The organism is Psychromonas sp., assembly GCF_047632995.1.
Taxonomy (GTDB): domain Bacteria; phylum Pseudomonadota; class Gammaproteobacteria; order Enterobacterales; family Psychromonadaceae; genus Psychromonas.
In genome coordinates this window covers 1-14,304 of sequence record NZ_JBLIEK010000098.1, presented here as the reverse complement: position 1 = coordinate 14,304, position 14,304 = coordinate 1, and the positions used below count along the sequence as shown (strand labels likewise).

General features: G+C 40.5%; 13 protein-coding genes. 7 read left to right on the top strand and 6 right to left on the bottom strand.

Translation table 11 applies throughout. The annotated features are described in order from the left end of the window. Together ACJAT7_RS14410 and ACJAT7_RS14405 are read right to left on the bottom strand one after the other, a co-directional pair. The coding region (locus tag ACJAT7_RS14410; RefSeq protein ID WP_415227499.1) for a DUF2897 family protein at positions 1-135 on the bottom strand (135 nt) is incomplete at its 3' end. 75 nt (positions 136-210) lie between these two features. Next, positions 211-1,314 carry a phosphoribosylaminoimidazolesuccinocarboxamide synthase gene (locus tag ACJAT7_RS14405; RefSeq protein ID WP_415227498.1) on the bottom strand — a complete coding sequence of 368 codons (1,104 nt, stop codon included), beginning with the start codon at positions 1,312-1,314 and terminating at the stop codon, positions 211-213. 268 nt (positions 1,315-1,582) lie between these two features. Between ACJAT7_RS14405 and ACJAT7_RS14400 the strand changes: the two genes are divergently transcribed. The 3 genes from ACJAT7_RS14400 to ACJAT7_RS14390 all read left to right on the top strand — a co-directional run bounded on the left by ACJAT7_RS14400 (position 1,583) and on the right by ACJAT7_RS14390 (position 5,402). Further along, entirely contained in the window at positions 1,583-2,893 is a 1,311-nt protein-coding gene (locus tag ACJAT7_RS14400; protein WP_415227497.1) for a hypothetical protein, read from the top strand. A 39-nt stretch (positions 2,894-2,932) separates the two neighbouring features. Then, positions 2,933-3,721, top strand: a complete 789-nt coding sequence (locus ACJAT7_RS14395; protein ID WP_415227496.1) for an ABC transporter permease — start codon at positions 2,933-2,935, stop codon at positions 3,719-3,721. A 196-nt stretch (positions 3,722-3,917) separates the two neighbouring features. Beyond that, the gene (locus ACJAT7_RS14390; RefSeq protein WP_415227495.1) at positions 3,918-5,402 is read left to right on the top strand and encodes an alpha/beta hydrolase-fold protein; all 1,485 of its coding nucleotides are present in this window, start codon (positions 3,918-3,920) and stop codon (positions 5,400-5,402) included. 73 nt (positions 5,403-5,475) lie between these two features. Here the strand turns inward: ACJAT7_RS14390 and ACJAT7_RS14385 are convergent, their stop codons facing one another. Continuing rightward, positions 5,476-5,844, bottom strand: a complete 369-nt coding sequence (locus tag ACJAT7_RS14385; protein ID WP_415227494.1) for a hypothetical protein — start codon at positions 5,842-5,844, stop codon at positions 5,476-5,478. A gap of 329 nt (positions 5,845-6,173) precedes the next feature. Here ACJAT7_RS14385 and ACJAT7_RS14380 point away from each other — a divergent pair, with 329 nt between their 5' ends. Beyond that, positions 6,174-7,859 (top strand): methyl-accepting chemotaxis protein, encoded by a 1,686-nt coding sequence (locus ACJAT7_RS14380; RefSeq protein ID WP_415227493.1) that lies wholly within the window; start codon positions 6,174-6,176, stop codon positions 7,857-7,859. A gap of 53 nt (positions 7,860-7,912) precedes the next feature. Here ACJAT7_RS14380 and greB read toward each other — a convergent pair whose 3' ends face one another. From greB to ACJAT7_RS14365, 3 genes are all read right to left on the bottom strand, one after another. Then, complete coding sequence (greB, locus tag ACJAT7_RS14375) at positions 7,913-8,404, bottom strand: transcription elongation factor GreB (protein ID WP_415227492.1); 492 nt, start codon at positions 8,402-8,404, stop codon at positions 7,913-7,915. 123 nt (positions 8,405-8,527) lie between these two features. Further along, positions 8,528-10,936, bottom strand: a complete 2,409-nt coding sequence (locus ACJAT7_RS14370) for a hypothetical protein (RefSeq protein ID WP_415227491.1) — start codon at positions 10,934-10,936, stop codon at positions 8,528-8,530. Between the two features lie 343 nt (positions 10,937-11,279). Continuing rightward, complete coding sequence (locus tag ACJAT7_RS14365) at positions 11,280-11,963, bottom strand: SDR family oxidoreductase (protein ID WP_415227490.1); 684 nt, start codon at positions 11,961-11,963, stop codon at positions 11,280-11,282. A gap of 185 nt (positions 11,964-12,148) precedes the next feature. Here ACJAT7_RS14365 and ACJAT7_RS14360 point away from each other — a divergent pair, with 185 nt between their 5' ends. The 3 genes from ACJAT7_RS14360 to ACJAT7_RS14350 form a co-directional block, all read left to right on the top strand. Next, positions 12,149-13,276, top strand: coding sequence for a site-2 protease family protein (locus ACJAT7_RS14360; protein ID WP_415227489.1), 1,128 nt, complete (start codon positions 12,149-12,151; stop codon positions 13,274-13,276). 85 nt (positions 13,277-13,361) lie between these two features. After that, on the top strand, positions 13,362-13,688 hold the full coding sequence (locus tag ACJAT7_RS14355) for a cupin domain-containing protein (protein ID WP_415227488.1): 327 nt from the start codon (positions 13,362-13,364) through the stop codon (positions 13,686-13,688). 46 nt (positions 13,689-13,734) lie between these two features. Further along, the coding region (locus ACJAT7_RS14350) for a protein-L-isoaspartate(D-aspartate) O-methyltransferase (protein WP_415227487.1) at positions 13,735-14,304 on the top strand (570 nt) is incomplete at its 3' end.

The following is a 14,304-nucleotide window of genomic DNA, read 5'->3' as shown; positions in this document are numbered from 1 at the left end:
CGCTTTTCTTTTTGCAATTGCTTGTTTCACCTCTTCGGGTAGCTTCATATTCGCACTGTGTTTCAAAAGCATGATATTACCCACAACAATGCCTAAGATAGCCGCTATCAATAAAAAAAGTGCCCAACTATTCATCGCCGTTCCTTGATATTCAGGTTAAAAAAAGCAGGAAATAAATCCTGCTATAACCATTAGTAAATAGACAATTATCTAATCAATTAGCCCGTAATCTTTACGCAATATTGCAACTATTTCCGCTTTTGGATTATCAGATAGTTTTATCTTAGCGCCGATAACTTTTTCTGCAATGCCGATATATGTTTCAGAAATTTTCATCAATACAGAAACGGGTAGGGCATTATCACGTGCTAACGCACTGCGCTCGACCATGCGACCCTTATTTAAAAGAATATCCGGATCGGGGAAATGATTTAATAACAGTTGGCGGAAATCTTCTTTAGAGTTCTCAACAATCTTCCCCTTTTGGTAGGCAGCGCCATCCCAAATACGGGAAGAGTCGGGGGTGCCGACTTCATCCATATAGATAAGTTTTTCATTACCCGCTTTATCATTAACGTAGCCAAACTCAAATTTGGTATCAACAAATATTTGTCCGATTTTGGCCAGCTCATTGCTGATAACATCAAACCCCTCTTTTAATAATTTTTCATAGTAATCGATATCATCTGCTTTGCTAAAGTTAAACGCCGCAAAATTATCTTCTATGTTTTGACGGGTTATATTCACATCATCAACAGCTGCTACGCCGGGAATCCCCTCAAGAATACCTTTTGTCGAAGGGGTAATTAATAATTCAGGTAGTTTTTGATCTTTTTGCAAACCTTCAGCAATTTGAATGCCGCAGAATTCGCGTTCGCCTTTCTCATAAGCCCGCCACATAGAGCCGGTTATATATTGACGGCAGATCGCTTCAATCATCACAGGTTTCGCTTTTTGCACAATCCATACAAAGGGGTGTGGAATATCAAGGATATGGCTGTCTGCGAGTCCTTGCTCTTTAAATAATTTGAACCAGTGGTTAGATATTGCATTTAATGCAGCCCCTTTACCAGGCACTCCGTTCATTCCTCCTTCGCCATGCCAGATACAATCAAACGCAGAGATGCGATCACTGATAACCATAATGGCAAGTGGCGCATCGCTGGCAACATCATAACCCTTCTCACGGATTAAACGCTTGCTATCAGCTTCCGTTAACCAGTAAACAGAGCGTACTTTTCCGCTGTGGACGGGTTGGTCCGTACGAATGGGTAAATCGTTATTAACAGCTAACACTTTATCGGCAAGACTCATAAACAATATCCTATATATAAAGCCAGATTTAACAGATCATGTCTGTAATGAAATAGTTTTGGAGGCAAATAATAGCAGAATATTATTGACTTATCATGGCAAAAAAAATATTTACGATTTAACCTATTGGTTCATTATTCTAAGCATACCACTGGCCTTTCATTTCAGTGATAAATAACATTTTATTACTAGTTACATAATTTATTAGTGTATATTTTAGGGCACGTAACATGCGTTGCGCACTATCTCTTAGCTTTCAGGTGGATCTATGTCGGTTCTTTCTTCAAATAGTGTTTTTACTTCTCTTCAACAAGAAGGTCCTTTAGCCGTTACGGATGATCCCTTTATTGCTGGACGTTTTTCCACAGCAACGCGGCAATGGGTAAAAGTATTACAGCAGGATGCCAACAACATTACTAAATATAGGGCGCTGCGCAGTCAACTCTTTGAGTTTTTAGGCGTTGACTCTCTAGAGCAGATTCAATCTTTGATTACTGACACGTCCCTCCATCAAAAGCGCAGTGAGCGTGCGCTGTGCTTGCTCGGTAATATGTTTGGCATTGATGGCACGCTTAAGGAGATAAAAAATCGTGTTAATGAGTATGCGCGCAGCGCCGATGCGGTGGTTAATTCAATTAAAGGTAAAATTCTCGCTCCCTATGCATCACATATTGAAGCCACCAATGAAATAGAGGTCACCAATAATCCGGTTGAACTTTTGCTTATTATGTTTAACGGTGATTATCATAAAAAAGCCCGATTTGAAGCACGTCGAAAGCTGATTTTAATGACCTTGGCAGGCAGCATTGACCAGCGCGAACGAGAAACGAATATTGAAAATAAATTTTCTGACTTTCTCTCTTTTTTAAATGGTTATGTGTGGAGTCCGAATCTTAAAATCGGCGAGTTAGACTCTATTTACCTTTACTCAACGCATCGCAGTGAAGATTATTGTTGTACCAATGTTGCCCTGTTAACACCTGAAGAGGCTAATTTAGTTACGCAGGGGACAGGGGAAAAATTAACCCTAATTAAGCGCCGTAGTTTTAGCGTCGGCAAAAAAAATATCCCAATCTATGTTTCTATCAGAAAGAAACCGCCGGAAGCGAAAGTTTTAAAACTGTTAAGAAAAAATGAGAAAAACCCGGCCGTTGCTGTTGATGATGAATTGGGATTGATGGCTGTGCTTGATTCGGTCAGTGATGTAAAAGCTTTTCAGCAACACCTCACCCGCAGCGCCTCTAAAGCAGATTCATTGATGGTGCTTGAAGATATCTCGGATACTTTAGTTGAGCATACTAAGTATCGTGGCCGCGCAACCGGCTCTAGTGATAAAACCGCAATGATGAAGTTTTTCGCCCGCTTAGGGGGGATGCGTGTTGAATTTATTATTCATACCAATCAGACCTGGCTCAACTATATGTATCAAAAAGATGTAGCGCACGACGAGTATGAAGTGAAACGTATGTTTGATACCGGTGTGATTGAGCTGCTCTTTCCGATGAATATTTATCATCTTCAACATCGCAATACACGCGATGAGATGGTGCGGTTTTTTCGCAAGCAAATTGAATCTTAACCTTATTGGTAATAAGATCAGCAATAAGCGAGCCGTTTTATGCAAAGCAGTTTATATATTAGTTGGACACAACTAGCGCTATTTTCAATGGTGCTTTTTGTGCCGCTGTTAATTAACCGTTATTACCAGTTGGCAATGGCTAAAGAGGTGTTGATTGCGGTTTCACGTATGGCGATACAACTGATTTTAGTTGGTTTATATCTGCAGTATGTTTTTTCGCTCAATAACCTGTTTGTTAATATCGGCTGGATCATCCTGATGGTACTTATCGGCAGCAGTGCGATTGTCGGAAAAGCTAATTTGCCTAAGAAAGCTATTTTCATGCCCGTTGCATGCGGCTTAAGTCTGGGTTTGTTGCCCCTGATGTTATTGCTTTGTTATGTCGTTATTCGCCCTGATCCCCTATACAGCGCGCAGTATGTGATTCCGCTGGCGGGCATGTTATTGGGCAACTCATTAAGCAGCAATATCGTTGCACTGCAAAATCTATTTGAGGCATTTGCGCAGCGCAGAAGCGAATATGAAGCTGCTATTGCACTGGGCGCAACCCCATTTCAGGCAGCCAACCCTTTTGTTATTGTGGCACTGAAAAAAGCGCAAGCCCCCATTTTAGCGTCAATGGCGACGACCGGACTGGTCACGCTTCCGGGGATGATGACAGGGCAGATACTCGCTGGCGTAACGCCTATCTTGGCTATTAAATACCAGTTGGTGATCCTTATTGCAATTTTTGTGATGAGCAGTATTTCATTAACAGTTACCTTGCAGTTAAGTTTGCAAAGAACGCTTTGCAAAACAGGCAGAATAAAAGTTAAACCTTTTAATTAACGTCTGTTATCTAACCGCTCTTTATTAAACATTTCATTCTTATTGTTCAGGTCCATTAGACACCTTCGATTACATGATGCAAGTTATCCTCTCTTCGGTAAAAAACAAACTATATAAATCAAACAAAGGTCACCAAAAACAACAGGTTAATGCTTTATCATCGTTTTTATTAAAAAAATAACAGTAATGGTGGAATATGCATAATCAAACAAAAAGCTTAACAGGGCGTATAGGTGTGAGCGCCATATTACTACTGGCTATGACTGGCTGCAAAAGCACGATAGAAGCCGATTCACCGGCATCTGCCTGTCTGCAAGTTGCAGGTACCTGGGATTTAATAGCGGATACGGATGATTCTCAATGTGGCGGCTCAGGAAAGCAGGAAAAGATGGTTTTTACTGTTACTCAGGATCACTGCCAATTAGAAAATAGTGATGGGACTACGGGGACGATTAATGGCGCTGATATCAACTGGATTGCAGATCCTTGGTATATTAATGGCGGTGAAGTCACCTATTCTAAAGCTATCGCCCGCATAGAGGGGAAGCAAGTAACAGGGAGTTATGACTGGAACTGGAGTGATGGCAGTAACGAGTGTTCAGGTACAACCAAAGTGAATGGCACTATATTGGCAAATGGCGAGACTGTTAGTGTCCAAACAAAAGTTAAAGAAAAAAATCCTATGCTCTTGCCAAGTGAGGGGAGTATTGCCCACACTTTTTCATTACAAGCGTCCGATGCTAAAGCCGTTTACCTTGCCGGTGAGATGAGTGATTGGCAAGCGGATGTTTTTAAAATGAAAAAACAAGAACAGGGGGACTGGTCTTTAACTCTTTATCTGCAGCCTGGCGCCTGGCAGTATAAATTCGTTGTCGATGGCAAGTGGCGTTATGACCACAGCAACCCGAAAACAACGGATGATGGTTATGAAGGACTTAACTCATTGATTGTTTTAGGCAAAGAGGTTGCAGAACTAACCGTCAATCCGAATATTGCTCATGGCGCAGTTATCAATAGTGATTTTGACAGTAAAGTGCTCGGTGCAAATAGCCCTTATGCTGTCTATCTGCCTGCTGGTTATTCGGCGGACAGCCAAAAAATTTACCCGCTTTTGGTACTGCTGCATGGTTATGGTAATGATCAACAACAATGGATTCGCGATGGGAAAATTCAAAATTTTATGGATAATCTTGCCGACAAAGGGGTCATTGAGCCGTTTATTATCGTTATGCCCTCTGGCGAAAAAAGCCAGTATGTCGGTAAACGGGAAATCCATATTATGGAGGAATTGATCCCCTATGTAAAAGCGCAATATCGCATAAAACCGGGGAAAGCATCCACCGCTATTTCCGGACTATCAATGGGCGGATTTGGCGCATTTTATTTAGCACATCGACATCAGGATATTTTTGGATTATCCGTTCCGCTTAGCGGCTATTTTAATATGAGTAATTATCCTGATTTTAACCCGGAAAAATTTACCATGACGCCCGCGCTTTATCTCTATTGCGGCAGTGACGATCATACCAGTTTTGTCAGTAATCAAGGCCTGGTTAAATTGTTAAAAAAAGGCGGAATAGATTTCACTTATAAGACTGCGCCTGGAGGCCATACTTGGCGATATTGGAACAGTATCAGTAGCGAATTTTTGACGGTAATATCTGATTTTTTCAACCAGTAAGTTTAAATTCAACAAGCCTATCTTCTTTGATGAAAAGGGATAGGCGCTGTTTTATTGCAAGTGCAGTGAGTGTTTAAGCGCCGCTTATGATTGTTATTAATTTTTTAATAAAGAGTTTCACCGCTTTGGTATTATCAAATTTAAAAGAGATACCATAGTGAATTTCATTGATCCCTTTGTGCACTCTTTTAGGGAAGCGTGTCATTTCAGCACTGTGAAAATAGGTCTCCCGTTTACGCACGCCTTCGAGTCCCGCCAACTCTGCTGCAAACACTTCAAAGACAGGGCGGATAATAATATGCGGCGTATTGTTTTCTATATGCAGGTAAAATGCTTCTTTAAGTTTAGGGAGCATATACTCTGTGATTTTCTTCACTGTGAAGTTGGTGCGGCACTCTAAACTGGTTAATAGATTAACCATCTCGTTTTCTTCAATTGCCAAAGTTGTTCCCCTGGGGCTGTTAAGCTGCCAAATAATAGATTATTGCTAACTTAGCAGAGGTTCGCTTAGAAAAGAAATTTTTCTTCGATAATATCTTTTCTAAGTGAGTTAAATGTAATAAGCACAATCCCCCAAATGCATGATTTATAAGATTAAGGTCGATTCTCGGCTTGGTTTTTCGTCCACTTTGCACTGTTTTAATGTCTGATATCTCATTCTAGCCTTTGCGCTGTAATTGCTGTCGAGTTTGACTCAAAGTTGTTATTTATCGTCTTGAAAATGGCTATACTTATTAATAATGATTTTTAATGAGTGGTAGGGAAGTCACTATGATTAATTTAAAAATGAGAAATAAATTTTTATTAACTGCAATTTTGCCTATGGTGATTGTATTAGGTGTAGCAATGTCCATTATATATATCCAGCAGACAGAGACAGTTAAGCAGGATATTGCAGATTACCGAAAACTGCTTACTTCTGAGCGAAAAAAACAATTAAAAGATGCTGTTCTTATCGCCAAAGGGGCAGTCGAGCATACGCTTGCAACCATTAGTGATAAGGGGCGAGCATTAGAAAATGTCAGAAAAATGTTAACCCCTATCCGTTTTGCTGATAATAATTCAGGATATTTATTTATCTATGACCAACAAGGGATCATGATTTTAAATGCGGCTGCGCCACAAAATCATGGTAAAAACTTGTTTTCATTAAAAGATCCCAATGGGGTAATGATTATTCAGGAGGTTATTAAGGCGGGTAGAGCTGGAGGTGGTTTTTTTGAATATATTTATGCAAAACCGGGTTCACCCACGCCTCAACCGAAATTGAGTTATGCAGCGCCTATTCAGGGGAGCGAGTGGTCTCTCGGTACCGGGGTTTATATTGATGATATCGAAAAATCAACACAGCAATATAGTGAAAAGGCATGGCTGCAGAGGAACGCTCAGTTTAGTTCCGCCGCATTAAGTGCAATTATACTCGCGCTCATCACCATTGCTATTATGATTTTTATTGCGCAAAAAATCGCGCAACCGATCAATGTGATGGTAGCAACCCTTAATGATATTGCCGATGGTGAAGGCGATTTAACAAAACGGTTAGCGATACAGGGGAAAGATGAGATATCACAATTAGGGCAAGCATTTAACCGATTTTCAACAAAACTTCATACTATTATTAATGAAGTTTCAGAAGCAACCGAGCAAGTAACAAATGCATCACAAAGCATTAAACGCCAGACTTTGCATGTGGAGGAGCAGTTAGATACACATAATAATGAAACCGAGCAGGTTGTAACGGCAGCAACCGAAATGAGCGCAACTGCGCATGAAGTGGCGCAAAATGCCACCAGTGTGGCAGATGCGACACAGGCGGCAGCTATCGATTCTCAAAAAGCTCAGGAAATTGTAAATGTTTCAGCTCTCTCTATTAATACCTTGGCCAAAGAAGTAGAAGAAGCGGGCAAGCATATGAGCTCATTGCACGAACAATCTCAAAAAATAGATGGTGTGCTGCAAGTGATAGGAGCAATTGCCGAGCAAACAAATTTGCTCGCATTAAATGCGGCGATTGAGGCGGCGCGTGCAGGTGAGCAAGGACGAGGATTTGCTGTGGTTGCAGATGAGGTTAGAAGCCTCGCCAGCAGAACACAAGAGAGTACGTTAGAGATCAAAGAGATGTTAGATAAACTGCATCAGCTGGTTTCGCAAACGGTTACTTCAATGAAATCTAGTCAGGATAGCAGTAGTGAGGCGGTCGCATCGTCAAGTAAAATAAGCAAAAATCTAGCATCAGTAACCAACGCTATAGACGTTATCAATGATATGAGCAGTCATATTGCCACCGCGGCGACTGAGCAAAGCAGTGTCACAGAAGAGATCAACCGAAATATGGTGGCAATCCGAGTCATTGTTTCTGAGTTGCTCGATTCAAGCCACGAGTCTTCAAATATCTCAGATACACTTTCCGATGCCAGCATGAAGTTAAAAAAATTGGTTGAACAATTTAAGCTTTAACTGGCGAGCAGGGTGCTACTTAGTCAACGCTCTTTTTTATCTGCCGTCTGAGCTTAATAATCGTATTCAATCTTGTTGATATACCAGCGAACTAAACCACGGGGGGTTTTCACCAGCGCCTCGTCATCGACTTCTTGTTTAAGCAGTGCGCGTGCCAGCGGGCTGTCAATGGAGATATAATCTTTGCGTTGAACCAGACTGCCGCGCTGGTAAATTTCATCCGGACCAACAATTTTAAAACGTTTTATTTCACTCTGTTCATTTTCAATTGTTACCCAAGCGCCAAAGAATACTTTACCTGATTGTTGTGGGGAGGGGGTGACAATTGTCACTTGCTCAATGCGTTTTCCTAAAAATCGGATACGCGAGTCTATTTGCCGTAAAAGCCTTTTATTTTCTTTATAATCTGCATTATCAGAACGGTCGCCAAGGCTTGCCGCCCAAGCGACTTTCCGGGTTATTTCGGGACGATACTCTCGCCACAGATAATCTAATTCTGTTTGTAATTTTTTAAAACCTTCAGGGGTGATTAAATTAGTATGCAATGGTTCGGTTATCCTCAAAATTTAAACATAAGCTTGGTTTCATAATAGCTCAACATGCTTTATCAGAATTCAGCTTGGAGATCAGAATAGTGTTTTTTTTCAGTTAATTTATGCCTCTAAGGCTTAGACTATCAGCTCGGTTACATCTGCCATCTCAAACACACCGATTGTATGCAACAAAGCGGACTCAATACTTTTTACTTTTGGGGCTGCAAAGGCTTCCAAATAGGTCATTTCATCACGAAAATACTTATTAAATACCAGCCCCTTTTTACTGATATTTATTCTTAATAGTCGGGGATCGCCGATACACTTTAAATGCTGCATAAATTGTATCAATTCCTCCCCTTTTTGTGATTCTGTTAGCGGTTTTATAAAGAAGTAGTTATCTCCGTTGCTGCGCGTTCGTGACATAACAATCAAATAAACTATCTGACAAGGATTTTCTTTATTTATCAACTCCATTTTATCTGTGATTGCCATTCTAAATGGCTCTGTTTCCATAAGAGCAAGCAACTCATTGCGGCTCTTATCGTTGACAACCGGGATGATGGAGTTTTCAGATATTGCAATATTTTTTATATATTTGGCTGTGCCTTCTCTGGCGATTATTCCATGCGGGAGATGGATGTTATTTGTAAATATATTTCGTAATACACGAGAAAGACCATAAATTTCATTTTCATATCCCACTGGTTGCATATTGTTTAGATTTTTATATATATATTCTCGGACCATTTTACGACCTTGGTGAGCTGCAGCATTGCCACAAATAACTAATCGCCACACCAGAGGGCTATCCTGTCCAACGACTTTATATGCTTGCTCGCATGCGCTATTCACTCCATCGCCAGAAAGCTCTCCAAGGCGCACTAAGACCTTATCCCTGACATTTAAATTCATTATTTTTGATAGTGTTATTTTTAATCCTCGGGTGGATATATCAATAGTGCTGCAGGGGATAAATTCACTGCTTTTATCTTCTTTCTTTTGGATCTGCAGATCCATCGTGCATATAAACCGATCTTCCATTCTGAAATCATTTGTCTCGGCCAGCGCATCGCATAGTTCAACCTCTTTTAGCGGTTTTTTCAGTATATATTGAGAGAGGTTCACCCTGTTTTCTTGTTCAACGCAATCGCCCGTTAGCAGTTTAAGGGAGTCGATGGAATCAGAAAAATCACTGATCACAACCATTCTTTGTAGCTCGTTGGAAAATGATTTTAGCTCTTCCGCAGGTTGCTGATTCATACTTTCAAAGGCTTCGCCAACATAAGAGGGAAGTGAGCTTGGGACATGGCATTGCGTTTCAGGTGATGTTTGGCTGCCATCAATCCGGTAAAGCTTAAGTTTTTGTTTTTGATGACGGGTTATTGCGACTTTTTTGATGGCTGCGTTATCAATAACTTTTTTATAGGGCAGGGCAACATAATAGGTTTTATTATTTTTATCTTTAATCTGCATGATAAACAGATAATCAAAAAAACGCGCTCCTGAAGCAATTTTCGATTGAATAGATGGCAACATGCACAGAGAACGCAAGAAGTCTTTATTGTCGTTAACATTGGCTATTAAGCCTATATTTGTGTTGTGTTTGGTTTTAAATTGCGCGCCCGGTAGCCAAACGTTATTTTGCTGCAGAAGAAAAACCGGCAGCGATTTTAACGTTTCAATAATGAACTGTTCAGAAGCTTTTACTTTTATTGCATTTATGGTGTTTTCAACCGGAATGTTATTGCGTTTTTTCTGTGCTTCCAGATAGTTTTCTGAAAAGGCAATGAACTCTTTGGCCACTGTTGAACACTGCTTGCTGTGGTAATCAAGGTTGAAATAGATATGGCCATTTTTTTCAAATGTTTTTTTAATTTCATAGCTAATAATAACGCGCTCAGAGAACTTAAATTCACCTTCAATACCATGCATCCAGACATGAATCAGGCCATCTGTTCGACGAACATCTTGTTTCGCTATTTTGATTGACAGTCCTGTTGAAGAGATATCTGTTGTTAACCCTTCTATCGCAAAATTTTCGAAGACAGTTTTGCTCATTTTTTCAGGGCTATTATAGAAAACACTTACTTTTTTTACAAAATACAATCTTTCATCTTTGCGCTGGAAAAATTGGGTTAAATAGATCTCTTCGGTTTTTGGCGGGGGAATGACTAAAGCATGTGGATTTAATTTAAGTCTCGTCTTGGCCTTTTGCATTATATGCTTGTAGACACCCAGCGTGTAGTTACCGCCATATCTGTTTATTTCATTTTTAAATTCATTTTTAGAGATATGATCAAGAAAATGAGAAATCCCGTTATAAATAAATTTTTCACACCCCTCTTTGAATAAAGTCCGAAGATCGATCACCCGCTCGACCTCTCGAGAAAGATTCATTATTTCCATTTTGATCAGAAATCTATTTGAGACGGTGGCCGTTACCGCAAGATGTTGAATTTGGCTTTCAAGCGAGGGATTATTATAGGCATGCCTTAGCGCCATAATAATTTCATTAAACTCAATCTCCGCAGCTGCTGTCATATTTTTCATTATTTTTGTTAGGATGCCTCATGTTTGTTTGAAATGAAGCATCGCGATGCCTTTAGCTTGTTTAAATAAAAATCAACGTTAATTAGAAAGTAATGTTATAGCATACAAGTGGATACATCTGTAATAGCGATCACATTCAGGTTGTTTTGACGGCAACGTGTGGAGAGAAAGTTAGCCGTTTTAAGGCAAATAAAGGCGCTACCAAAATTTACACTGGGTACCTGAATGTGTGAAATTCCGGGCGATATTTCTCAATAATAATTTTTACAGCCGTTAATCTCATATTTGGTTACTCTGGCGCGAGTAACCTTATTAGCCTATTAATTTCTTTCTACTATTCTAACTCAACCATAGGGCGGCAAGTCAATTCATGTACCACGACATCTTCTGGGTTACTGAGTAATTGACTCACCATCGTTGCCACACTTTCTGGCTGCATGTATTGCGGACGCGCTTGATCGCGAAATGCAGTATTCATTCCGCCAGGGTAAATAGCGGTTACCTTGATACCATGGGGCTGCGCTTCTTTCATCAGAACGTTATTTAAACCGGCAAAGCCCTGTTTCATCGCTGTATAAATACTCATAGCCGGATTACTGCGTTTAGCAACCGTACTGACAATATTAATAATATAGCCATGCTTTTTAGGCAGCATCTCCTGCATCGCTTCCCGGCAAAGTAGATAAGGTGCACGCAAATTGACTGCATATTGCTGTTCAAACTCTTCCAATGTCGTCTCAGCAAGTTCGCATTTGCGTGAATTCATACCGGCATTATTGATAAGTACATCAATATGCCCCAGCGCTTGCTGTGCTTTTTGAAACAGCGGCACTACAGCTTCAGCTTGGCTGAGATCGCAACTAACCCCCAAGCAACCTGTTTGCTCTATAAGTTGTTGCAGCTGAATTTCATCACGTCCGCTTGCAAAAACTTGATAGCCTTTACTGCATAGATCTATAACGAGTGCTCGACCTAGACCTCTGGTTGCGCCAGTAATAAATACCGTTTGATAGCTCATACTTATATTTCCTTAGATTGCCAGTTAAAAAATTATGTCGTCGTAAATTCATTTATAAATAGAAGAAAATTGAATTTATTTTGCAGCATAAGCATACCGATAATTCGGCATTGAAGAAACTGTGCTTCTCCTTATTATTTATTAAAGGCATACTCTGACTATATTTTTTAATCGGAACTGGTAACGTGGAACTACTGCAACTTGAACATTTTGGACAGACATTAAGGTTAGATGGATCGCAGGCTGGCTGGCAACAGTTATATTGGGGAGGCAATATTGTTTCGCAATTAAGCGCGACGGAAAACCGTGAGACTAAGTCTATTCACAGCTTTGAACTTAACCAGCAAATTGAGCCGCCAGAAGGTGCCTCTCTAGAGGTTGACGTTTCGCCTGCGCACATTATTAAATGTCGTTTGGCAATTGATTTAACCTGGCAGCCTTTTAAAATTAACTATCAATTATTTGTTGATGACAACATAGTGGCAGAGGGGCAAAGAAACAGCAAAGATATTGAACAACAAGTTCCGAGGCAATCGGCAAAGGTTGAAAAAAAATTCAGCATGTTAGGGTTGCTCTCTCTGGGATTTAAATTCCTCAAAAGTGCCAAAATCATAAAAGTGGTACTGGCTGGCGCGAGTTTAGCGGCTTACAGCTGGTTTTTCTCTTTCCAATTTGCGTTATCATTAATCGCTTGTTTGGTCTTCCATGAATATGGGCATATCCGGGCAATGAAACACTTTTCAATGAAAACCAAAGGGATATACCTGATCCCTTTTGTAGGTGGACTTGCCGTTACAGATCAAAAGATCAATACACGTTGGCAGGATGTGGTTATCTCTATTATGGGGCCAACCTTTGGTCTGCTCTTATCCATTGCCTGCTTGCTCGGTTATTGGTTCACTGGTAGTCAATTTTTAGCGGGATTGGCTGTTTTTAACGCGCTATTAAATCTGTTCAACCTTCTCCCAATTCTGCCCCTTGATGGCGGACATATTTTAAAAAGCATCAGTTTTTCCATGAACAGTAAAGCCGGCCTGATTTCCTGTATAGCGGGGGCGATGTTAGGGATTTTTGTCAGTTACAGTTTAGGCTTGGCATTGTTAGGGTTTTTATTGTTGATTGGTACGTTAGAAATAGTATTAGAATGGCGTACTCGTCACCAAAGTCATCTATTACCCCTTGACAAATATGGTCAACTATTTTCAACTGTTTGGTATCTACTGACTGTCGCAGGATTAATTGCCATTATTTTTTATTTTGCACACTCAGGGGATCAATTGTTGGCGCTGCCGCTTAAGATTTTAGGATCGTGATCTATCCCGTATCGACTGCTACTCTTAATAGCAATGATCAAATGTTTGAATATAAATATAAATATAAATAAAATGGAGAACCGTTATGGATAACCAGAAAATGAGCAATATATTTGCAGCAATACCCAAAGATTTAAGTACAGAGCAGTATGACAATATTGTGGAAAGTGAAAATGTGAAAATTGAGCGGATTATATCAAAAGGGCATAGTTTACCGGAATCAGGTTGGTATGAGCAAGCCAGCAGTGAATGGGTGATGGTCTTAAAAGGCGGTGCAACAATCGCATTTGAGGACGAGTCTTCGGTCACTTTAAAAGCGGGGGATTACTTTGAAATAGTCCCTTTTAGAAAACATAAAGTAACCTGGAGCGATCCAGATGTTGAGACTGTATGGTTGGCTGTACATTATTAAAGCCAGGCAGCAATATGATATGTATCTCGTAGATGGGTGAGATAATATGGATTATGCAAAACAACGAGAATTAATGGTAAGCCAGCAAATTGAAACGCGGGGAATTAAAACCGAGGCGGTACTGCGCGCGATGCACACGGTTCCGCGCCACCTCTTTATTGCTGATACACTTTTAAGTGATGCCTATGGTGATTTCCCTCTGCCGATTGGTTATCAGCAAACCATCTCTCAGCCCTATATTGTTGCGTTAATGACAGAGCAGCTTCAGCTACAGCCTCACCATAAAGTGTTGGAAGTAGGCACCGGTTGCGGCTACCAAACAGCAGTGCTGGCAGAAATAGCCGATAAAATTTATACCATAGAGATAGTGCCTGAATTAGCGGCACGCGCACAAGATAACTTTAAACGCTTAAACTACCACAATATAGTTAGCAAGCAGGGGGACGGTTTAAGCGATTGGCAAGATGAAGCGCCTTTTGACCGTATTATCGTGACGGCGGCGCCTGCCACTCTTCCTGTCACATTAGTTAAGCAACTGAAAATGGGGGGCAGTATGGTGATCCCCATCGGCACATTACAGCAAAACTTATACCGCATTACTCGAAAGTCTGAAAAT